Annotated in this window: 19 protein-coding genes; 11 read left to right on the top strand and 8 right to left on the bottom strand. The window is 74.0% G+C overall.

What is annotated here, in order from left to right; genetic code table 11:
* The coding region (locus JNW98_RS27515) for a class III extradiol ring-cleavage dioxygenase family protein (RefSeq protein WP_504755434.1) at positions 1 to 397 on the bottom strand (397 nt) is incomplete at its 3' end.
* A gap of 34 nt (positions 398 to 431) precedes the next feature.
* On the bottom strand, positions 432 to 1955 hold the full coding sequence (gene miaB, locus JNW98_RS27510; protein ID WP_223771008.1) for a tRNA (N6-isopentenyl adenosine(37)-C2)-methylthiotransferase MiaB: 1524 nt from the start codon (positions 1953 to 1955) through the stop codon (positions 432 to 434).
* A gap of 168 nt (positions 1956 to 2123) precedes the next feature.
* On the opposite strand from miaB, the gene JNW98_RS27505 reads away from it, so the two are divergent.
* Positions 2124 to 3119 carry a TAXI family TRAP transporter solute-binding subunit gene (locus JNW98_RS27505; RefSeq protein ID WP_223771007.1) on the top strand — a complete coding sequence of 332 codons (996 nt, stop codon included), beginning with the start codon at positions 2124 to 2126 and terminating at the stop codon, positions 3117 to 3119.
* 18 nt (positions 3120 to 3137) lie between these two features.
* Here JNW98_RS27505 and JNW98_RS27500 read toward each other — a convergent pair whose 3' ends face one another.
* Positions 3138 to 4538: a sensor histidine kinase gene (locus tag JNW98_RS27500; RefSeq protein WP_223771006.1), complete on the bottom strand. Its 1401-nt coding sequence runs from the start codon at positions 4536 to 4538 to the stop codon at positions 3138 to 3140.
* 15 nt (positions 4539 to 4553) lie between these two features.
* A complete protein-coding gene (locus JNW98_RS27495; RefSeq protein WP_223771005.1) occupies positions 4554 to 5258 on the bottom strand; it encodes a response regulator transcription factor in 705 nt (234 codons plus the stop codon).
* A 276-nt stretch (positions 5259 to 5534) separates the two neighbouring features.
* Here JNW98_RS27495 and JNW98_RS27490 point away from each other — a divergent pair, with 276 nt between their 5' ends.
* From JNW98_RS27490 to JNW98_RS27460, 8 genes are all read left to right on the top strand, one after another.
* Positions 5535 to 6329, top strand: coding sequence for an amino acid ABC transporter ATP-binding protein (locus JNW98_RS27490; protein ID WP_372459333.1), 795 nt, complete (start codon positions 5535 to 5537; stop codon positions 6327 to 6329).
* Between the two features lie 97 nt (positions 6330 to 6426).
* Entirely contained in the window at positions 6427 to 7347 is a 921-nt protein-coding gene (locus tag JNW98_RS27485; RefSeq protein ID WP_223771004.1) for a glutamate ABC transporter substrate-binding protein, read from the top strand.
* Between the two features lie 96 nt (positions 7348 to 7443).
* Positions 7444 to 8094 carry an amino acid ABC transporter permease gene (locus JNW98_RS27480; RefSeq protein ID WP_223771003.1) on the top strand — a complete coding sequence of 217 codons (651 nt, stop codon included), beginning with the start codon at positions 7444 to 7446 and terminating at the stop codon, positions 8092 to 8094.
* Positions 8091 to 8966: an amino acid ABC transporter permease gene (locus tag JNW98_RS27475; RefSeq protein ID WP_223771002.1), complete on the top strand. Its 876-nt coding sequence runs from the start codon at positions 8091 to 8093 to the stop codon at positions 8964 to 8966. The genes JNW98_RS27480 and JNW98_RS27475 overlap by 4 nt, the downstream gene beginning before the upstream one ends.
* 166 nt (positions 8967 to 9132) lie before the next feature.
* Positions 9133 to 10911: an FAD-dependent oxidoreductase gene (locus tag JNW98_RS27470; protein ID WP_223771001.1), complete on the top strand. Its 1779-nt coding sequence runs from the start codon at positions 9133 to 9135 to the stop codon at positions 10909 to 10911.
* Between the two features lie 33 nt (positions 10912 to 10944).
* Entirely contained in the window at positions 10945 to 11031 is an 87-nt protein-coding gene (locus JNW98_RS36950; protein WP_313772161.1) for a putative leader peptide, read from the top strand.
* A gap of 121 nt (positions 11032 to 11152) precedes the next feature.
* On the top strand, positions 11153 to 11677 hold the full coding sequence (locus tag JNW98_RS27465) for a cupin domain-containing protein (protein WP_223771000.1): 525 nt from the start codon (positions 11153 to 11155) through the stop codon (positions 11675 to 11677).
* Entirely contained in the window at positions 11674 to 12048 is a 375-nt protein-coding gene (locus JNW98_RS27460; protein WP_223770999.1) for a rhodanese-like domain-containing protein, read from the top strand. The genes JNW98_RS27465 and JNW98_RS27460 overlap by 4 nt, the downstream gene beginning before the upstream one ends.
* Before the next feature lie 151 nt (positions 12049 to 12199).
* Here JNW98_RS27460 and recX read toward each other — a convergent pair whose 3' ends face one another.
* The 4 genes from recX to JNW98_RS27440 all read right to left on the bottom strand — a co-directional run bounded on the left by recX (position 12200) and on the right by JNW98_RS27440 (position 14969).
* Positions 12200 to 12829, bottom strand: coding sequence for a recombination regulator RecX (gene recX / locus JNW98_RS27455; RefSeq protein WP_223770998.1), 630 nt, complete (start codon positions 12827 to 12829; stop codon positions 12200 to 12202).
* Positions 12830 to 12835: 6 nt separating this feature from the next.
* Entirely contained in the window at positions 12836 to 13957 is a 1122-nt protein-coding gene (gene recA, locus JNW98_RS27450; RefSeq protein WP_223770997.1) for a recombinase RecA, read from the bottom strand.
* A gap of 224 nt (positions 13958 to 14181) precedes the next feature.
* Complete coding sequence (locus JNW98_RS27445; protein ID WP_223770996.1) at positions 14182 to 14376, bottom strand: DUF3046 domain-containing protein; 195 nt, start codon at positions 14374 to 14376, stop codon at positions 14182 to 14184.
* 17 nt (positions 14377 to 14393) lie between these two features.
* Positions 14394 to 14969, bottom strand: a complete 576-nt coding sequence (locus JNW98_RS27440) for a hypothetical protein (RefSeq protein ID WP_223770995.1) — start codon at positions 14967 to 14969, stop codon at positions 14394 to 14396.
* Between the two features lie 163 nt (positions 14970 to 15132).
* Here JNW98_RS27440 and JNW98_RS27435 point away from each other — a divergent pair, with 163 nt between their 5' ends.
* Together JNW98_RS27435 and JNW98_RS27430 are read left to right on the top strand one after the other, a co-directional pair.
* Entirely contained in the window at positions 15133 to 16098 is a 966-nt protein-coding gene (locus JNW98_RS27435; RefSeq protein ID WP_223770994.1) for a hypothetical protein, read from the top strand.
* Positions 16099 to 16167: 69 nt separating this feature from the next.
* Positions 16168 to 20925 (top strand): ATP-dependent helicase, encoded by a 4758-nt coding sequence (locus tag JNW98_RS27430; protein ID WP_223770993.1) that lies wholly within the window; start codon positions 16168 to 16170, stop codon positions 20923 to 20925.
* The last annotated feature ends 36 nt before the right edge of the window (positions 20926 to 20961 follow it).

The raw sequence follows: 20961 nt of genomic DNA, 5'->3' as shown, positions 1-20961 counted from the left end.
GCTCGCGGCCCGCGGCCAGGCAGCCGGCGGGTTCGAGCGACTCGGCCACCCCGAGGCCGGCCACCGGGGACGCCGACCAGCCGGTGCGCTCCAGCAGCCAGGCGGCGACGGCCAGCGAGAGCGGCAGCGGCCGCCCGTCGGCGTCACCCGCGCCCAGTCGGACGTCCAGGGGCACCCCGAAACCGCGGAACGAGCCGCGGGCGCCCTCCGGGTGGGTGCCCGCACCGGCCTCGGCGGCGGGCCCGACCACGACGAGGCGGTCGGGCCGGGCGGCGGCCAGGACGGCGACCGCGTCCAGGCAGGCGGCCCGCAGCGGGTCGAGCTCCGGGGCGGCCCCGGCGGCGACCTCGGGTACGAGCAGCGGCGGGCAGGGGCACACGGCGGCGGCGACGAGCATGTTCGGAACCCTAACGCCCTTCTCGGTACCCGGCTCAGTCGCAGCCGCAGCCCGCGGCGGCCGGCGCCGGGGAGGGCGCCGGAGCGCCGATGGTCGGGATGCCGAGCAGCACGCCCTTCGGCTTCTCCGCGGCGGCGGCGGTGCGCTTCTCCCAGGCGTCGCCCGCGCGGGTGCGGCGCACGCTCTTGGCCGCGCCTTCGGCCAGCAGGTGGTGCGGGGCGGCGTAGGTGATCTCGACCGTGACCACGTCGCCCGGCCGGACCGGCTCGTCGGGCTTGGTGAAGTGGACGAGGCGGTTGTCGGGCGCCCGGCCGGACAGCCGCCGCGTGGCGTCGTCCTTCCGGCCCTCGCCCTCGGCGACCAGGATCTCCAGCGTCCGGCCGACCTGCTTCTTGTTCTCCTCCCAGGAAATCCGCTCCTGGAGCTCCACCAGCCGCTCGTAGCGCGCCTGCACGACCTCCTTGGGGATCTGGCCGTCCATGGTCGCCGCGGGGGTGCCGGGGCGCTTGGAGTACTGGAAGGTGAACGCCTGGGCGAAGCGGGCCTCGCGGACCACGTGCATGGTCTGCTCGAAGTCCTCCTCGGTCTCACCGGGGAAGCCGACGATGATGTCGGTGGAGATCGCGGCGTCCGGCATGGCGGCGCGCACCTTGTCGATGATGCCGAGGAAGCGCTCCTGGCGGTACGAACGGCGCATCGCCTTCAGGACGGTGTCCGAGCCGGACTGGAGCGGCATGTGCAGCTGCGGCATCACGTTGGGCGTCTCGGCCATCGCGGCGATCACGTCGTCGGTGAAGTCGCGCGGGTGCGGCGAGGTGAAGCGGACGCGCTCCAGGCCCTCGATCTTCCCGCAGGCGCGCAGCAGCTTGGAGAACGCCTCGCGGTCGCCGATGTCGGAGCCGTAGGCGTTGACGTTCTGCCCGAGCAGGGTGATCTCGCTGACGCCCTCGGCGACCAGCGCCTCCACCTCGGCCAGGATGTCGCCGGGCCGGCGGTCCTTCTCCTTGCCGCGCAGCGCGGGGACGATACAGAAGGTGCAGGTGTTGTTGCAGCCGACGGAGATCGAGACCCACGCGGCGTACGCGCTCTCGCGCCGGGTCGGGAGGGTGGACGGGAACGCCTCCAGCGACTCGGCGATCTCGACCTGCGCCTCCTCCTGGATCCGGGCGCGCTCCAGCAGCACGGGCAGCTTGCCGATGTTGTGCGTGCCGAAGACGACGTCGACCCACGGCGCCTTCTTGACGATGGTGTCGCGGTCCTTCTGCGCCAGGCAGCCGCCGACGGCGATCTGCATGCCGGGGCGCCGGGTCTTCATCGGGGCCAGCCGGCCGAGGTTGCCGTACAGCTTGTTGTCGGCGTTCTCGCGGACGGCGCAGGTGTTGAAGACGACGACGTCGGCGTCGCCCTCGGCGGTGTTCTCGGGGGCGCGGACGTAGCCCGCGTCCTCCAGCAGGCCGGAGAGCCGCTCGGAGTCATGGACGTTCATCTGGCACCCGTAGGTGCGGATGAGGTAGGTCTTGGTCGAGGGCACGTCGTGGCTCCGGTCGCTGCTGGTCATGCACACAAGGGTAGGCGGTGTCCCGGAGGACCTCTTCCGTGCCGGAACGTCCCACTCCGCTCCGGCCGCGCGCCGGGGCGCGGAACGCCGGGAGTTCCCGCCCGCGAAGAGCCGCATCCGGCCCGCGGAGGCCTGGCGTCCCCCGGCGCGCGCTGGCAGGATCCGCCCATGGCACCCCGTACCCCTCTGCACCGGCGCCGCACCGTGTGGGCGGGTGCCCTGTCCGCCGTCCTGCTCGCGCTGCTCACCTGGTCGCTGGCCGCGCCGCCGGAGACCCCGGTGCCGGGCGGCCGGATCACCGTCGCCACGGGGGTGCCGACCGGCGTCTACGCCAAGTACGGCGCGCTGCTCAAGGAGGACCTGGCCCGCGACCTGCCGGCCCTGGACGTCCGGCTGCGGCTCAGCACCGGCTCCGTCGACAACCTCAGGCAGCTCACCTCGGGCGACGCCGACTTCGCGATCGCGACGGCCGACGCCGCCGCGGACTACGTCGACAACAAACGTCCGGGAAGCGACCGGCTGCGGGCCTGCGCCCGCCTCTACGACGACTACATGCAGCTCGTGGTGCGCAAGGACGCCTCGGCCCAGTCGATCCGGGACCTCAAGGGGCTCAAGGTCGGCGTGGGGGCCGAGGGCTCCGGGGTGCAGCTGATCACCAGGAGGCTGTTCCGGGCCGCGGGCCTGGACTTCACCAGGGACATCACCCCCGTCCAGGTGGGCATCGACCGGATGCCGGACCTCCTGGAGCGGGGCGAGATCGACGCCTTCTTCTGGTCCGGCGGGCTGCCCACCAACGCCGTCCTGTCGCTGAGCCGGCGGATGCCGGTACGGCTCGTGCAGCTCGGCGACATGATCGGCCCGCTCCGGACGATGGGCCGCGAGACGCGGTTCTACCGGGCCGCGGTGATGCCGGCGGACGCGTACCCGGCCATGGAGGCCACCGAGGCGGTGAAGACCATCGCGGTCGCGAACCTGCTCATCACCACCGAGGACACCGACGCGGGCCTCACCGAGGGCGTGACGCGCACGGTGATAGCGAGCCGGGACCGGATCGGCGAGGAGGTGCACGCGGCGCAGCGGGTGGACCTGCGCACGGCGGTCTTCACCGATCCGCTGAAGCTGCACTCGGGGGCGCGGCGGTACTACGTGTCGACGAAACCCTGACGGCTTCTTCGGCTCCTCCTACGGCTTCTCGCGCGGCACGTCGATGGCGACCCGCAGCCCGTGCGGCTCGTTGGGCGCGTAGCCGATGCCCGCGCCGCCGGCGGTGAGCAGGGTGCGGGCGATGGAGAGGCCGAGTCCCGACCCCGAGACGTTCTGGTGCCGGCCGCTGCGCCAGAAGCGGTCGCCGACGCGGGCGAGCTCCTCGTCCGTCAGGCCCGGCCCCTCGTCGGTGACGGTGACGACGACGCGGTCCCCCGCCGCCTCCAGGGCGACCTCGACCCGGGCGCCCTCCGGCGTGAACTTGAGGGCGTTGTCCATGACGGCGTCGAGCGCGCTGGACAGGGCGACGGGGTCGGCCCAGCCCGTGGCCGCCGCCGGGCCCGTGTAGGCCAGTTCCACCCGCTCCCGTTCGGCCACCGGCGACCAGGCGCCGACCCGGTCGGCGACGAGCTCCGCGATGTCGGTCAGCTGGAGGTCGCTCGCGGCGTGCTCGGCGAGCGCGAGGTCGAGGAGGTCGTCCAGCACCCGGGCCAGCCGCTTGCCCTCGGTGCGCACGGAGGCGATCTCCTCGTGCCCTTCGGGCAGTTCCAGCGCCAGCAGCTCGATCCGCAGCAGCAGGGCGGCGAGCGGGTTGCGCAGCTGGTGGGAGGCGTCGGCGACGAACGCGCGCTGCTGCTCCAGGGACTCCTCGACGTTGTCGGCCATCTCGTTGAACGAGCGGGCCAGCCGCCGGAGTTCCGGCGGTCCACTGTCGGCCGCCACCCGGGAGTTCAGCCGGCCGCCGGCCATGCCGTGCGCGGCGGCGTCCAGGGTGCGGACGGGCCGCAGCACCCAGCCGGTGAGCCGGAACGCGGCGGCCACGGCGAGCAGCATCGCCGCCGACTCCCCCACCAGTATCAGCAGCCACTTGTGCAGGATCCACGAGCGCAGCGCCCCGGTGGGCGAGTCGGTGACGACGACCGCGACGACGTCACCGTCGCGGATCACCGGGGACGCGACGGTGAGCCGGTGGGGGTCCCAGGGCCAGACCTGTTCGGGGTCATGGCTGCGGCGGCCCGCCAGCGCCTCGCGGAACGCCCGCTCGCCCTCGGCGTCGGGCGGCCCGGTCCAGCCGGCCGGGGCGGCGGCCATGATGGTGCCGTCGCGGTAGAAGACGCCGGCGCGTATGCCGTACAGGTCCTCGTAGCGGTTGAGTTCGGCCCGGAGGGTGATCAGCCGCTCGTCGGCGTCGGTGGCCGTCTCGAACGGCCGGGTGGCGACGTACTGGGCGAGCGCGGCGAACCGCGCGGTGTCGTCGATCCGGTCGACCACCAGGCGCTGCTGCTGCACGTTGGCCAGGCCGGCGCCGAGCGGGAGGCCGAGGGCGAGCAGCACGCCGGCCATGAGGACGATGAGCAGGGGGAGGAGTCGGGCGCGCACGGGTGCGTTCGGCCGTCACGCCGTGGGGACGACGATTTTGTAGCCGACGCCCCTGACCGTCTCGATCAGGGCGGGCATGCGGAGTTTGCCCCGGAGCGAGGCGATGTGCACCTCCAGTGTCCGGCCCGTCCCCTCCCAACTCGTCTGCCACACCTCGCTGATGATCTGCTCCCGGCGGAAGACGACGCCCGGGCGCTGCGCGAGCAAGGCCAGGAGGTCGAACTCCTTGCGGGTGAGCGGCACCGCCAGGCCGTCCACCGAGACGCGCCGCGTGGGCAGTTCGATGGTCAGGCCGCCCAGCCGCAGGGTGCTGCCCGGGACCTCGTCCGGCCCGGGCTGGGGCCCGGGACCCGGCGGGGTGCGCCGGGCGACGGCGTGGATGCGGGCGAGCAGCTCGCCGGTGTCGTACGGCTTGACGACGTAGTCGTCGGCGCCCAGGTTCAGGCCGTGGATCTTGGAGCGGGTGTCGGCCCGCGCGGTCACCATGATGACGGGGGTGGCGGTGCGCTTGCGGATCCTGCCGCAGACCTCGAAGCCGTCCTGGTCGGGCAGGCCGAGGTCGAGCAGGACGACGCCGAACGGCGCGGCATCACCCGGCAGCAGGGCCTGGAGGGCCTCCTCGCCGTTGCGGGCGTGGGTGACGGCGAAGCCGTGCCGGGCCAGTACGGCCGACAGGGCCGCGGCGACGTGGTCGTCGTCCTCCACCAGCAGCAGTCTCACTCGTCCTCCGTCGCCTTCCGTCCGCGTTGCCGGCCGCGCGCGTGCGGCGACACCGCATCCACTCCGATGGACGCGGCGCGCGTCAAGGGGGTGCGGCCCCGCCGGGGGCTTCCGTTATGCAGCCGGTACGCCCCGCGTGCGCTTCGCGCCCCCTTCACGCACGGTGTCCGGCCGCGGCCGGATCGTTATGCTCAATTTCAGCTCAGATGTAATGACGCTGGTCGGGGCGGCTCACTACTGTCCTCTCATTCGAGGAGGACGGAGCGAGGAACGCCGATGAGCGAAGCACCGGTGACCAAGGACGCCAAGGCCGCCGAGGGCCCCGCCCCCGCCGGGGACGCACTGGTCGTCCTGGACAAGGTCAACAAGCACTTCGGGCAGCTGCACGTGCTCCAGGACATCGACCTCACCATCGCCCGCGGCGAGGTGGTCGTCGTCATCGGCCCGTCGGGTTCGGGGAAGTCGACGCTGTGCCGGACCATCAACCGGCTGGAGACGACGGACTCCGGCTCGATCACCATCGACGGCCGGCCGCTGCCCCAGGAGGGCAGGGAGCTGGCGCGGCTGCGCGCCGACGTGGGCATGGTCTTCCAGTCCTTCAACCTGTTCGCGCACAAGACCGTCCTGGACAACGTGACGCTCGGCCAGGTCAAGGTCCGCAAGAAGGACCGGAAGACGGCCGAGGCCACCGCGCGCAGCCTGCTGGACCGGGTGGGCGTCGGCGCCCAGGCGGACAAGTACCCGGCCCAGCTCTCCGGCGGCCAGCAGCAGCGCGTGGCCATCGCCCGCGCGCTCGCCATGGACCCCAAGGTGATGCTCTTCGACGAGCCGACCTCCGCCCTGGACCCGGAGATGATCAACGAGGTGCTGGAGGTCATGCAGCAGCTCGCCCGGGACGGGATGACCATGGTCGTCGTCACCCACGAGATGGGCTTCGCCCGCTCCGCCGCCAACCGCGTGGTCTTCATGGCCGACGGCCGCATCGTCGAGGAGGCGCGGCCGGACAGCTTCTTCAGCAACCCGCGCAGCGACCGGGCCAAGGACTTCCTGTCCAAGATCCTCCACCACTGAGCACACCGCTGAACCCACCCCTGAGCCCCTCCCTTCACCCCACCCCCACGCCGTCCTCCCGCAGGGCGAACACCCGCCGACACAAAGGATGTTCACGATGAAGCTCCGGAAGACCGCCGCCGTGGCCGCCGTGGTGGTGGCGCTGGCCGCGTCCGCGACCGCCTGCGGGAAGGACCGCGAGGACGACAAGAAGAACGACGCCGGGTCCGGCGGCTCCTCCGCACCTGCCGCCCCGACCTACAAGGTCAACACTGCGGCGGACGTCAAGGACTCGCCCGTCTTCGAGAAGATCAAGGGCAAGAAGATCACCATCGGCACCAAGTCCGATCAGCCCTTCCTCGGCTTCGAGAACCCCAGCGACAAGACGCGGTCCGGCTTCGACGTGGAGATCGCCCGGATGATCGCGGCCGATCTCGGCTTCGACAACGCCCACATCGAGTTCAAGACGGTGCCCTCGGCGGCCCGGGAGACCCAGATCGCCAACGGCGGCGTCGACCTGTACGTCGGTACGTACACGATCAACGACGAGCGCAAGAAGCAGATCGACTTCGGCGGCCCGTACTACATCGCCGGCCAGGACCTGCTCGTCAAGGCGGGCAGCGACATCAAGGGCCCGGACGACATCAAGGGCAAGAAGGTCTGTTCGGCGACCGGCTCCACCCCGCTCAAGCGGATCAAGGAAGACAAGTACGGCGCCAAGGAGGTCAAGGCCCAGCAGACCTACCAGCTCTGCGTCCAGGAGCTGCTCAACGGCACGGTGGACGCGGTCACCACCGACGACTCGATCCTCAAGGGCTATGCCGCCCAGAACAAGGGCCAGCTCAAGGTCGTCGGCAGCCCCTTCTCCAAGGAGCCGTACGGCGTCGGCCTGAAGAAGGGCGACAAGGCCCTGCGCGACGCGGTCAACAACGCTTTGGAAGCCCACATCAAGAACGGCGACTGGAAGAAGGCGTACGACGCCACGCTCGGCCAGTCGGGCGTGGCCGCCCAGGAGCCGCCCGCCGTCGACCGCTACTGACCCCACTGACCGCTTCCGGCCGGGCCGTCCCCGGGCCTTTGACGAGGGCCCGGGGACGGCCCGGGGACGACCGCCACGCGATTCCGGAGAAGTGACTTGAACGTTCTGACGGACCACTTCGCGGATTTCCGCGAAGGCTTCCTCAACACCGTCGAGCTGACGGTGCTGAGCGCACTGTTGGCCCTGGTACTGGGCACCCTGATCGCCGCGTTCCGGGTCTCTCCGGTGCCCGCGCTGCGTGTCTTCGGCACGACGTGGGTGACGCTGCTGCGCAACACCCCGCTCGTGCTCCTCTTCCTCGCCGTGACCCTCGGCCTGCCGGCCCTGGGGCTCAAGGGCTGGGACACCTTCTGGCTCGCCGTGCTGGCCCTGGGCTGCTACACCTCGGCCTTCATCTGCGAGGCCATCCGGTCGGGCATCAACACCGTGCCCATGGGGCAGGCGGAGGCGGCCCGGTCGATCGGGATGACCTTCAGCCAGACCCTGGGCCAGGTCGTCCTGCCGCAGGCCCTCCGGACCGCGATACCCCCGATCGGCAGCCTGATGATCGCGCTCGCCAAGAACACGGCCATCGCCTCCGGCTTCAACGTGACGGAACTCGGGGCCGTCCAGCAGCAGCTCAACGCGGACGAGGGGTACAACATCTACGTCATCTTCCTCTGGATCGCGATCTGCTACCTCATCATCACCTTCGTGATCAGCGGCCTCTTCCGGCTGTTGGAGAACCGGATGGCGGTGGCCCGGTGACCACCAACGTCCTCTTCGACGCCCCCGGCCCCAAGGCCCGGGCCCGCAACCGGGTGTACGGCGCGGTCTCGGCCCTCGCGATCCTCGGCCTTCTCGCCTTCATCATCCACCGGCTGGACGTGACCGGGCAGTTCCAGCACAGCCTGTGGGACACGTACCAGTACAACGACACGCAGGAACGCATCCTCGAGGGCCTGCTGACGACGCTCAAGACGTTCGCCTTCGCGGCGGCGTTCTCCCTCGCGTTCGGCGCGCTGCTGGCCACGGCGCGGCTCTCCGACCACCGGCCGGTGCGCTGGGCGGCCACCGTGGTCGTGGAGTTCTTCCGCGCCATGCCGCTGCTCATCATGATCTTCCTGCTCTCCGCGGCCATCTTCACCACCGAGCCCATGTGGGCCCTGGTCATCGGCCTGACCCTCTACAACGGGTCGGTCCAGGCGGAGATCTTCCGGTCCGGCATCAAGGCCCTGCCCAAGGGGCAGAGCGAGGCCGCCTACGCCATCGGTCTGCGCAAGACCCAGGTGATGACGGGCATCCTCGTCCCGCAGGCCGTCCGCTCGATGCTGCCCTCGATCATCAGCCAGCTGGTGGTGACGCTCAAGGACACCTCGCTCGGCTTCATCATCCTCTACGAGGAACTGCTCTACGTGGGCAAGGGGTTCGCGCAGCAGCAGCCGCCGGTGGGCGGTGTCTACGCGTACATCCCGATGATGATCATCTTCGGTTCGATCTACATCGTGCTCTGCCTGGCCCTGTCCGGCATCGCCAACTGGATCGAACGGCGCACGAAGCGCTCCCGCAAGGGCGCCCCTCCCGCTCCCCCCGTGGCCGTGGAGCTCGGGAACGCCGCAGGAGCAGGTCCGGCCGCCTGACCCGGTGATGCCCCGGTGGCGCACGACGGCTCCCGGTCCCTCCGCGGACCGGGGGGCGTGCGCCACCGGCGCGCCGACGGGGGACCACTGATCACTTGACGCAAGCACCGGCAATGGGTTGCATACGTTCTGTGATCGCGCTCCGTCTCCTCACCACCCTCGCGCCGTGGACCCGGTGACCGTCGTCGGGGCCGGCCCCGTCGGCCTCGCGCTCGCCCTGGCCCTCTCCCGCCACGAGGTGCCCGTCGTCGTCCTGGACGAGCGGCCGGCCGACGACGCGGACCTCGCCGAGCGCCGCCTCGCCCGGACCGCCGTGCTCCGGCCGGACACCGCCGCGATGCTGGAGCGGCTCGGCTGCACCACCGCGGAGGGCGCCCGCTGGACCGGCTGGCGCACCCTGCGCCGCCGCTCGACGGTGGCCCGGGTGGCCTTCACCGGGCCCGACGCGGGCAAGGAAGTCCCGGCGGACGACGGGGCGTTCGTCCCCGACGACGAGGGTGCCCCCGCCGAGGACACGCCGGACGGCGGTCCCGGCGAGCCGCCGCCCCTCCATCTGCCGCAGCATGCGCTGGTCCGCGAGCTGCGGGCGGCGCTGGCCGCCCACGACGGCGCGCGGATCGTTCCCGACTGCCGGGTGACCGGGCTCCGGCAGGACGGCGGCGGGGTCACCCTGGAGACCCAGCACGGGGCGACGTGGCGGGCGAGCTTTCTGGTCGGCTGCGACGGCGCGCGGTCCACCGTGCGCAAGCTGCTGGGCACGCGCTTCCCCGGGCGGACGAACGTCGAGCGGTACGCCGTCGCGGCCCTGCGCACCGAGCTGCCGTGGCCGGGCGAGGCCGTGCTCCAGCGGTCGCCGCTGCGCGGCCCGGAGGTGACGGCCCGTCCACTGCCGGACGGGGTGTGGCGGCTCGACTGGCTGCTGCCGCCGGACGGCGGACTGGTCACCCCCGAGACCCTGTTGGGCCACGTCCACGACTCCCTGGGCGCGTGGTGCGGGGACGTGCCCCCCTACGAGCTGCTGGACACCGGCGTGTACGCCGTGCACCACCGCCTCGCGCGCCGCTGGCGCGACGGACGCGCCTTCCTCGCCGGGGACGCCGCCCATCTGCTGGGCACCTTCGGCACCCAGGGGCTGGACGAGGGGCTGCGGGACGCCGGGAACCTGGCCTGGAAGCTCGCCCTGGCCTGGCACCACGGCGCCTCGGAGGCGCTGCTCGACAGCTACGAGGAGGAGCGCAGGGAGGCGGTCGGCTGCCTGCTGCGGTCCGCCGACCGGGCGCTGCCCGCGGTCCGGGGCGCGGGCGGCTGGCGCACGGTCCGGCGGACGGTCGTGCCGGGCTCCGTGCGCGGCCACGACGTGATCCTGACGGAAGGTCATCTGGGGCGGGGGGCGCTGGCCGGCCCGGTGCTGTACGGCCGGACGGCCCTGGCGCCGGCGGCACCGCCCGCCGGCTCGGTGCCCGTCGGCACCCCGGTCGGGGCGCCGGTGGAGGACGTGCCGGTGACGGCGCCCGACGGGTCGTCGGTCCGGCTGCACGACCGGCTCGACGGCGCTCTGCTGGTGGTGCTGATCGCTCCCGGGACGGGGGTGTGGGAGCGCCGGCACTGGCTCGGCGCGGGGCTGATGCCGCGGTTGGCCGCCGCCGTGGAGGGGCTTCCGATGCGGGCCGAACTGCTGGTGGCGGAGGGCTATCCGGGGGCCGCGGCGCACACCGTGCTGGTGGTCCGGCCGGACGGGTACCTGGTGGCCGCGCTCTCCGGGGTGCGGGCGGCCGAGCTCGCCGCGTGCGCGGACGCGACGCGCGGCGGCGCCCCGGAGCCGGTCCGGGCGACGGGCACGGATCTCGTGAAGGAGACGTCCGACGGCGCTTCGGGGGGCGAGGCTGTGCGGGTGGCCGCTGGGGCCGACGAGGCGGCCGCGCGTGAGGCTTCGGCCAAGCGTTGACCCGGATGGACGGTCGATGGTTGACTCCGGAACGTGACTGACGGAGGCGCGCGTTTCTGGCGGAGGGTCCATGTGGACCTGCTCCGCTACGCGGGCTGTGTCTGTCGTCCGTCCTGCTGATCCGCTCTCCTCGCGGGCCCCCGGCCGAGCCGGGTGCGGCGCGCTCCTCTCGCGATCTTCCAGGACGGTTCCGTTGCCTCTCCCCCTGTCTTCTCCCGTGCCCTCTCCCGGGCCCGCTCCCGTGCCTTCCGCCACGCCCGCTCCCGCCCGGGCCGGCGGGCCCTCCGCGGCCGAACTCCTCGCCTACGTCCGGTCCGTGGCCGCCGACGCGGCCCTCGTCTCCTCGCTCCCCCTCGACCCCGCCGGCCGCACCTGGATCCGGCTGGACGGGCCGGGCGGGTGCGAGGCGTGGCTCATCGGCTGGCCGCCCGGCGCCGGCACCGGCTGGCACGACCACGGCGGCTCGCACGGCGCCTTCGTCACCGCCGGGGGCGTGCTGACCGAGCAGTCGCTCGCCGTCCGGCTGCCCACCGAGGGGTGGAAGACGCTGGAACTGGCGGACGGCGTCGACCGCGAGCGCCGGCTCGCCGAACGGGACGGCGTGGCGTTCGGCCCGCACCACGTCCACCAGGTCTTCAACCCGGGGGACGGGCACGCCGTATCCGCGCACGCCTACTACCCGCCGCTACCGATGATGCGGCGTTACTCCAGGACCGGGCCGGTGCTGCGGCTCGAACAGGTCGAGTGGCCGGAGGAGTGGGCGTGAGGGTCGAGGAACTGCTCGCCGCCGCCCGCGCGGAGCTGGACCGGCTGTCCCCGGCCGAGGCCGCCGACGTCCGGGCGCGCGGCGGGCTGCTGGTGGACATCCGCTACGCCGCCCTGCGGGAGCGCGACGGGACGATCCCCGGAGCGCTGGTCGTGGAACGCAACGAACTGGAGTGGCGGCTCGACCCCGCCTGCGAGCACCGCGCCCAGGAGGCCACGGGGCACGACCTGCCGGTGGTGGTCGTCTGCGACGAGGGGTACGCGTCGTCGCTGGCCGCCGTCTCCCTGCGGCGGCTGGGCCTGCACCGGGCCACCGATCTGGTGGGCGGCTTCCAGGCGTGGCGGGCGGCGGGGCTGCCGGTGGCGCGCTGAGCACACGGGTACGAGCGGGGACGGGCGGGGGCGGGCGGGGGCGGGCGGGGGCGGGCGGGGGCGGGCGGGGGCGGGCGGGGGCGGGCGGGGGCGGGCGCACCGCGCGGGCGGCGGGCCGCGCCGCTCCGCGGTACGACGTCCGTCCCGCCGTCTACTCCCCCGGCGGCAGGTACGCGTCCAGCGCCTCGGGGTCGTCGCCCTCCTCCTCCAGCGCCCGTCGGACGACCCGGAGGGCGAGGCCCTCGGAGTAGCCCTTGCGGGCGAGCATGCCGACGAGCCGCCGTAGCCGCTTCTCGCGGTCCATGCCGCGGGTCGAGCGCAGTTTGCGCTCGACCAGGTCGCGGGCGGTCCGCTCCTCCTGGTCCGCGTCGAGCCGGCCGACGGCCTCGTCGATCAGCGCCGTGTCGACGCCCTTGGTGCGCAGCTCCCGGGCCAGGGCCCGGCGGGCCAGCCCCCGGCCGCGGTGCCGGGAGTCCACCCAGGCGCCGGCGAACGCGGCGTCGTCGATCAGCCCCACCTCCTCGAAGCGGGACAGCACCTCCTCCGCCACCTCGTCGGGGATCCCCCGTTTGGCCAGCGCCTCCGCGAGCTGCTTCCGGGTGCGCGCGCTGCCGGTGAGCAGGCGCAGGCAGATCGCCCGCGCCTGCTCCTCGGGCGGCGGTGGTGCCGCGTTCCCGGCCCTCGACGGGGACGCGGCACCGCCGTCCGCGCGATCGCCGCGGCCGCTCCGGCCGGCACGGTGCTCAACGGGCTGTTCGGGCCAGTCGCTTCGCCGTGTCATGGGCGGCTAGCCCTTGGCCGCGGCCTTGGCCTTCCCCGTGGCCTTGGCGGCCGGGGCCGGCACGGCCTTGGCGGGCTCGGCCGCCGCGGCGCCCGCCGCGTCCGCGCCCGGCTCGCCGCCCGCCGCCTCGGGCTTGACGCCCACGCCCAGCTTCTCCTTGATCTTCTTCTCGATCTCGTTGGCGAGGTCGGGGTTGTCCTTCAGGAAGTTGCGGGCGTTCTCCTTGCCCTGGCCGAGCTGGTCGCCCTCGTACGTGTACCAGGCACCGGCCTTGCGCACGAAGCCGTGCTCCACGCCCATGTCGATCAGGCCGCCCTCGCGGCTGATGCCCTGGCCGTAGAGGATGTCGAACTCGGCCTGCTTGAAGGGCGGCGCGACCTTGTTCTTGACGACCTTGCAGCGGGTGCGGTTGCCGACCGCCTCCGTGCCGTCCTTCAGGGTCTCGATGCGGCGGATGTCGATGCGCACCGAGGCGTAGAACTTGAGCGCCCGGCCACCGGTCGTGGTCTCCGGGGAGCCGAACATCACGCCGATCTTCTCGCGGAGCTGGTTGATGAAGATCGCGGTGGTCTTGGACTGGTTCAGCGCGCTGGTGATCTTCCGGAGCGCCTGGCTCATCAGGCGGGCCTGGAGGCCCACGTGCGAGTCGCCCATCTCGCCCTCGATCTCCGCGCGCGGCACCAGGGCGGCCACGGAGTCGATGACGATCAGGTCGAGCGCGCCGGAGCGGACCAGCATGTCGACGATCTCCAGCGCCTGCTCGCCGTTGTCCGGCTGGGACAGGATCAGGTTGTCGATGTCGACGCCGAGCTTCTTGGCGTACTCCGGGTCGAGCGCGTGCTCCGCGTCGACGAAGGCCACCGTGCCGCCGGCCCGCTGCGCGTTGGCCACCGCGTGCAGGGTGAGGGTCGTCTTGCCGGAGGACTCCGGACCGTAGACCTCCACCACGCGGCCGCGCGGCAGCCCGCCGACGCCGAGCGCGACGTCGAGAGCGGTCGACCCGGTGGAGATGACCTCGATGGGCTCGTTGGGACGCTCACCGAGGCGCATCACGGCGCCCTTGCCGAATTGCCGTTCGATTTGCGCGAGTGCGGCGTCGAGCGCCTTCTCGCGGTCCGTGCCTGCCATGGGTTCCACCCGGTTCGTTTGAGTCGATCGCTTCACGTCCACGACGCTAGCGCCTGCCACTGACAACGGGCCCGGGCACCGCGCTGACCTGGAGAAACGCCTTCTCCCCACAGGCCCGGTCCACCCATGAGAATGGATGTTCGATTTTTGTGTCAAACGCGCCACGCGGGTCCCGAGGAACCGGATCCGGGGGCGGGACGGACGCCGGAAGGAGGCGTCCGAGGTCAGCGCCGGTCGGCGGGGATCTCCATCGCCCGGCACACCGCACGCCACACGTCCTTGGCGTTCCAGCCGGCGTCGAGCGCCTCGTGCACCGTCCTGCCGCCCAGCTCCGACATCACGTGATCCCGCGCGAAGGAGTCGGCGTACGCCGCTCCGAAGTGGTCGGCCATTCGCCGCCAGAAGTCCGTCAACCGCATGTACGCAGAGTAAGGCGTCACCCGGCGGAGCCGGGCACGCCGGCCGGGCCGAGGCCGCCCCCCGGCTCCGTCCCGCCGGGGACCAGCGCCCGCCCCCGCCGCATCAGCACGACCTGCTGGACGGCCAGCGTCAGCCCGAAGCCGAGCAGGAAGGCACCCCCGTCGAACGGCTCGCCGAACAGCGCGTACTCCACGCCCGTCAGCGCGAGCCGCGCGCCGATGGTCAGCAGCCACAGCCGCAGCGTCACGGCGTCGCCCCGGCGCCACACCACCCCGTCCCGGTCCCGCCACAGCGGCATGGTCCGGCCACGCAGCAGCCCGAACAGCGCCGAGACGGCGAGCCCCACCACCAGGAACGCCACGCCCGCCGCGGTCATCCGCGCGGGGCCCGGGGGCAGCAGGCCGCGGGCGGTCAGCAGGGCGACCCAGACGAACATCACCGCCCGCACCCGCCGGGCCCGGAACTGCAGGAACAGCACCAGACCGGTGATCCCCAGGATCACGACGGCGTTCCCGGCGCCGATCAGGGAGGCCGCGCGCCCGTCCGCGGCGGCGCTCGCCACCGCCGACACGACGGTTCGTCCCTCGTCCACGACAGGCCCCCTCCGCTCCCCCGAAATCCCTTGATCCTAAAACCCGCGCGGCGGCCCCTCCGACCCTCGCCCGTCAACCCCGCGCCCCCTGTCCGCCGCCCCTGCGGGTGCAGCCGACCACAAGCCGCTGACCGGCGGCGTTCCGGGCCCTACGGTCTGTTCCATGGCACCGTCCGGAGCATCCCCCGCAGCCCGCGCCGAAGACTTCATCTGGCTGACCGCCCGCGTCCTCGAACAGCGCAGATTCGCCTTCCACTTCCGCGACGGCAGCCCCGACGCCGTCGAGGCGGCCCTCACGGCCTACCGGGGTGACGACGGCGGTTACGGGCACGCTCTGGATCCCGACCTCCGCGGTCCGGTGAGCCAGCCGCACCACACCGCGCACGCGCTGCGCGTCCTGGACGAGATCGGCCGCTGCGGGGACCGCAGGGCCGAGGCGGTCTGCCGCTTCCTGACCGCGATCTCCACCCCCGACGGCGCCCTGCCCGCCCTGCACCCCGCGTCCGCCGGCTGGCCCGCCGCCCCCTGGCACCCGGCCGCCGCCGCCCGGGCCGGTACCGGCTCGCTGCTGACCACCGGCCCGGTGGTGGGCCTGCTGCACCGCAACGCCGTGTGGCACGCCTGGCTGTTCCGCGCGACGGACTTCTGCTGGGCCGCGATCGACGCGCTGACCCTCGGCGCCCGCCCACACCCGTACGAGGTCGAGGCGGCCGTGGCCTTCCTCGACGGCGTCCCCGACCGCAAGCGGGCCGAGGCCGCCGCCGACCGGCTCGGCCGGGTGGTCCGGGACCAGAGGCTGGCCGTGCTGGATCCGGACCGGCCCGGTGGCGGCCCGGGCGAGGGGGCATCGCAGACCCGGCCTCCGGCGCACTTCCCGCACGACTTCGCGCGGAGCCCCGACTCCCGGGCCCGCCCCTGGTTCACCGACGCCGAGTTCGCCCGTTCACTGGACCATCTCGCCGCCGCGCAGCAGGAGGACGGCGGCTGGCCGCTGCGGCGGCGCGCCTGGGCGCCCGGCACCGCCCTGGAAGGCCGCCCGATGGTCACCCTCGACGCGCTGCTGACGCTCCGGGCCCACGGCCGCGGCGCCGCCCTGCCGTCCCCCCGGATCTGCGCCGACCGGCCCTGACCACGCGCCGACCTGCGCGTTCGAGGCGGCTTCGGGGCGTTGTCAGTGCCTCGGTGCACGATGGGGGGCATGACGGATGACTCGGCAGGCCCGACGCCGGCGCCGGCGGGGGACGCGACCCTCGACGGCTTCTCGCCCGCGACCCGCTCCTGGTTCACGGGCGCCTTCCCCGCGCCCACGGCCGCCCAGGCCGGCGCCTGGCGGGCCCTCGGCGAGGGCTCGGACGTGCTGGTCGTCGCCCCCACGGGTTCCGGCAAGACGCTCGCGGCCTTCCTCGCCTCGCTGGACCGGCTGGCGAGCTCCCCGCCGCCCGCCGAGCGCGCCAAGCGCTGCCGCGTCCTGTACGTCTCGCCGCTCAAGGCCCTGGCGGTCGACGTCGAGCGCAACCTCCGCAGCCCCCTCACCGGCATCCGCCAGGAGGCCGTCCGGCTCGGACTGCCCGAGCCGGAGATCCGGGTCGGCATCCGCTCCGGCGACACCCCGGCCGCCGAGCGCCGCGCGCTGGTCACCCGGCCGCCGGACATCCTGATCACCACCCCCGAGTCGCTGTTCCTGATGCTCACCTCCGCCGCGCGGGAGGCGCTCTCCGGGGTGGAGACGGTCATCCTCGACGAGGTGCACGCCGTCGCCGGGACGAAGCGCGGCGCCCACCTCGCGCTATCCCTGGAGCGGCTGGACACCCTCCTGCCCCGCCCGGCCCGGCGCATCGGCCTGTCGGCCACCGTCCGGCCGGTGGAGGAGGTCGCCCGCTACCTGTCGCCCCAGCGCAAGGTGGAGATCGTCCAGCCGCCGTCGGGCAAGGAGTTCGACCTCTCCGTGGTCGTCCCGGTGGAGGATCTGGGCGAGCTGGGCGCCTCGCCCGTCCAGGAGGGGGACGAGCGGGAGAAGCCGTCGATCTGGCCGCACGTCGAGGAGCGCATCGCCGACCTCGTCCAGGCGCACCGCTCCACGATCGTCTTCGCCAACTCCCGCCGGCTGGCCGAGCGGCTGTGCAACCGGCTGAACGAGATCGCCCACGAGCGGGCCACCGGCGAGCCGCTGCCCGAGCACCACGCCCCCGCCCAGCTGATGGCCCAGTCCGGCGCCGCCCACGGCGCCCCGGCGGTCATCGCCCGCGCGCACCACGGCTCGGTCTCCAAGGAGCAGCGCGCCCTGGTCGAGGAGGACCTCAAGGCGGGCCGGCTGCCCGCCGTCGTCGCCACCTCCAGCCTGGAGCTGGGCATCGACATGGGCGCCGTCGACCTCGTCGTCCAGGTCGAGTCGCCGCCGTCGGTCGCCTCCGGCCTCCAGCGCGTCGGCCGCGCCGGGCACCAGGTCGGCGCGGTCTCCACCGGTGTCGTCTTCCCCAAGTACCGGGGCGACCTGGTCCAGGCGGCCGTGGTGACGGAGCGGATGCGCCAGGGGGCCATCGAATCGCTGCGCGTGCCCGCCAACCCGCTGGACGTGCTGGCCCAGCAGATCGTCGCCATGACGGCCATGGACCCCTGGGACGTCGACGAACTGCTCGCCCTGGTACGGCGCGCCGCCCCCTTCGCCGCGCTCCCCGAGTCCGCCTACACCGGGGTGCTCGACATGCTCGCCGGGCGTTACCCGTCCGACGCCTTCGCCGAGCTGCGGCCCCGTCTGGTCTGGGACCGCGTCGCCGGCACGGTCACCGGGCGCCCGGGTGCCCAGCACCTCGCCGTCACCTCCGGAGGCACCATCCCGGACCGCGGCCTCTTCGGCGTCTTCCTCGCCGGCGCGGACCCCAAGAAGGGCGGCGGACGGGTCGGCGAGCTGGACGAGGAGATGGTGTACGAGTCGCGGGTCGGCGACGTGTTCACCCTCGGCACGACCTCCTGGCGCATCGAGGACATCACCCGCGACCGCGTCCTCGTCACCCCCGCCCCCGGCGTTCCGGGACGGCTGCCCTTCTGGAAGGGCGACCAGCTGGGCCGCCCGCTGGAACTGGGCCGGGAACTGGGCGCGTTCCTCCGCGAGATCGGCGGCGCCCGCCCGGAGGACGCCCGCGCCCGGCTCACCGCCGCCGGACTCGACACCTGGGCCGCCGACAACGTCCTCGCCTACCTCGACGAACAGCGCCGCGCCTGCGGCCACGTGCCGGACGACCGGACGATCGTCGTCGAGCGGTTCCGCGACGAGCTCGGCGACTGGCGGGTCGTCGTCCACTCGCCGTTCGGCGCCCAGGTGCACGCCCCCTGGGCGCTGGCCCTCGGCGCCCGCCTCACCGAGCGGTACGGCATGGACGCCCAGGTCATGCACGCCGACGACGGCATCGTCCTGCGCCTGCCGGACGCCGACCTGCTGGGCCTCGACCTGCTCGACACCGACCCGGCCCGGCAGGGCACCGAGTACGACGCCGAGCAGTCGCCCGTCGGCGCGGCCGACGTCGTCTTCGACCACGGCGAGATCGGCGGGGTCGTCACCGAACAGGTGGGCGGCTCCGCGCTGTTCGCCGCCCGCTTCCGGGAGTGCGCCGCCCGCGCGCTCCTGCTCCCGCGCCGCAACCCCGGCAAGCGCACCCCGCTGTGGCAGCAGCGTCAGCGGGCGGCCCAGCTGATGGAGGTGGCGAGCGAGTTCGGCTCGTTCCCGATCGTCCTGGAGGCCGTCCGCGAGTGCCTCCAGGACGTCTTCGACGTCCCCGGCCTCACCGAGCTCATGGGCGACATCGAGGCACGCCGGGTGCGCCTCGTCGAGGTCACCACCCCCGAGCCGTCGCCGTTCGCCCGCTCGCTGCTGTTCGGCTACGTCGCCCAGTTCCTGTACGAGGGCGACTCCCCGCTCGCCGAACGCCGCGCCGCCGCCCTCTCCCTCGACTCGCGGCTGCTCGCCGAGCTGCTGGGCCAGGCCGAGCTGCGCGAGCTGCTGGACGCCGACGTCCTCGCCGAGCTGGAGGCCGAGCTCCAGTGGCGCACCGAGGACCGCCGGATCAAGGACGCCGAGGGCGTGGCCGACCTGCTGCGGATCCTCGGCCCCCTGACCGACGGCGAACTGGCCGAGCGCGGCGCCGAGCCGGCGTGGGCGGACGAGCTGTCCGCCGCCCGCCGCGCCCTGCGGGTACGGATCGCCGGCCGGGACCACTGGGCGGCCGTCGAGGACGCGGGCCGACTGCGCGACGCCCTGGGCACAGCGCTGCCGGTAGGCGTCCCGGAGGCGTTCACCGAGCCCGTGAAGGACCCGCTGGGCGACCTCCTCGCCCGCTACGCCCGCACCCACGGCCCGTTCACCTCGGCGCAGGCCGCCGCCCGCTTCGGCCTGGGGCCCGCGGTCACCGACGGCGCCCTGCAGCGCCTGGCGGCCGGCGGCCGCGTCGTCCAGGGCGAGTTCCACCCCGCGGGCATCGGCCAGGAATGGTGCGACGCCACGGTCCTGCGCCGGCTGCGCCGCCGCTCGCTCGCGGCGCTCCGGCAGGAGCTGGAGCCCGTGCCGCCCACGGCGCTCGCCGCCTTCCTCCCCCAATGGCAGCACATCGGCGGCCACGCGCTGCGCGGCGCCGACGGACTCCTGCGCGCCGTCGAGCAGTTGCAGGGCGCGCCCGTCCCCGCGTCCGCCCTGGAGAAGCTGGTCCTGCCCGCGCGGGTCTCCGACTACTCCCCCGCACTGCTCGACGAGCTCACCGCGGCCGGCGAGGTCGTCTGGGCCGGCGCCGGCGCGCTTCCCGGCAAGGACGGCTGGATCTCCCTCCTGCCGGCCGACACGGCGCCGCTGCTGCTGCCCGAACCGCACCCGCTGGAGCTCACACCGCTGCACCGGGCGGTGCTCGACGCCCTCTCCGGCGGCTACGGCCTGTTCTTCCGTCAGATCGCCGAACGGGTCCGGGCGGTGCACCAGGAGCCCGGCGGATCGCCGCCGACCGACGCCGGACTGGCCGACGCGGTCTGGGACCTCGCCTGGTCGGGCCGGCTCACCAACGACACGCTCGCGCCGCTGCGCGCGCTGCTCGGCTCGGGCCGGACGGCGGGCTCCACCGCGCACCGCGCCAAACGGGCGGTCCCGCGCGGGCGTTACGGCGCGCTCGCCGCCCGCACCGCCCTGGCCGCCACCGGCCGCCCCACCGCCTCCCGCGGCGGCCCCCCGACCGTCGCCGGCCGCTGGGCACTGCTGCCGGAGCCCGAGGGCGACACCACCCACCGCGCCCACGCCCTGGCCCGCACCCTCCTCGACCGGCACGGCGTGGTCACCCGCGGCGCCGTCGCCGCCGAGGGCGTGGCGGGCGGCTTCTCCGCCGCCTACCGGGTGCTCTCCGCCTTCGAGGACAGCGGGCAGGCCCGCCGCGGCTACGTCGTCGAGGGCCTGGGCGCCGCCCAGTTCGCCATGGACGGCGCGATCGACCGGCTGCGCGCCGTCGCCACCGCGCGGGAACGCGCCGAGGGCGGCGCGGCGGCCCCCGTCCCGTCCGCGTCCGGCCGTCCGGCCCGCCGCCGCGCGGTGGTCCTGGCCGCCGCCGACCCCGCCAACGCGTACGGCGCCGCCCTCCCCTGGCCCGACCCGCCGTCCGGCGCCACCCACAAGCCGGGCCGCAAGGCGGGCTCGCTCGTCGTCCTCCTCGACGGCGCCCTCGCCCTGTACATGGAGCGCGGCGGGAAAACCCTGCTCGCCTGGCCCACGACGGCGGGCGGAGACGGCACGGAACCACCGGACGCGGACGACCCCGGCCTGCGGGAAGCCGCCGGGGCCCTGGCCGACGCGGCCCGCGCGGGCGCCCTGGGCACGGTCACCGTCGAGAAGATCAACGGATCCCCCGCCCTCGGCTCCCCCCTCGGCACCCTCCTGGAGACGGCGGGCTTCCACGCGACACCCAAGGGGATGCGCCTACGGGCCCCCTGACCGAAGCACCCCGCCCCGGCGTCCGGCGTCCGGCGT

The organism is Streptomyces huiliensis (assembly GCF_020037025.1).
Classification (GTDB): domain Bacteria; phylum Actinomycetota; class Actinomycetes; order Streptomycetales; family Streptomycetaceae; genus Streptomyces; species Streptomyces huiliensis.
Note: the sequence above shows the minus strand (reverse complement) of the source record. Positions and strands in the feature narration are given on the sequence as shown.

What these genes read in the sequence shown, in the direction of transcription:
- JNW98_RS27430 (WP_223770993.1), top strand. Translation starts at nt 16,168, where the DNA reads ATGACGGATGACTCGGCAGGCCCGACGCCGGCGCCGGCGGGGGACGCG.
- recX (WP_223770998.1), bottom strand. Translation starts at nt 12,829, where the DNA reads ATGACACGGCGAAGCGACTGGCCCGAACAGCCCGTTGAGCACCGTGCC.
- recA (WP_223770997.1), bottom strand. Translation starts at nt 13,957, where the DNA reads ATGGCAGGCACGGACCGCGAGAAGGCGCTCGACGCCGCACTCGCGCAA.
- JNW98_RS27490 (WP_372459333.1), top strand. Translation starts at nt 5,535, where the DNA reads ATGAGCGAAGCACCGGTGACCAAGGACGCCAAGGCCGCCGAGGGCCCC.
- JNW98_RS27505 (WP_223771007.1), top strand. Translation starts at nt 2,124, where the DNA reads ATGGCACCCCGTACCCCTCTGCACCGGCGCCGCACCGTGTGGGCGGGT.
- JNW98_RS27445 (WP_223770996.1), bottom strand. Translation starts at nt 14,376, where the DNA reads ATGCGGTTGACGGACTTCTGGCGGCGAATGGCCGACCACTTCGGAGCG.
- JNW98_RS27435 (WP_223770994.1), top strand. Translation starts at nt 15,133, where the DNA reads ATGGCACCGTCCGGAGCATCCCCCGCAGCCCGCGCCGAAGACTTCATC.
- JNW98_RS27485 (WP_223771004.1), top strand. Translation starts at nt 6,427, where the DNA reads ATGAAGCTCCGGAAGACCGCCGCCGTGGCCGCCGTGGTGGTGGCGCTG.
- miaB (WP_223771008.1), bottom strand. Translation starts at nt 1,955, where the DNA reads ATGACCAGCAGCGACCGGAGCCACGACGTGCCCTCGACCAAGACCTAC.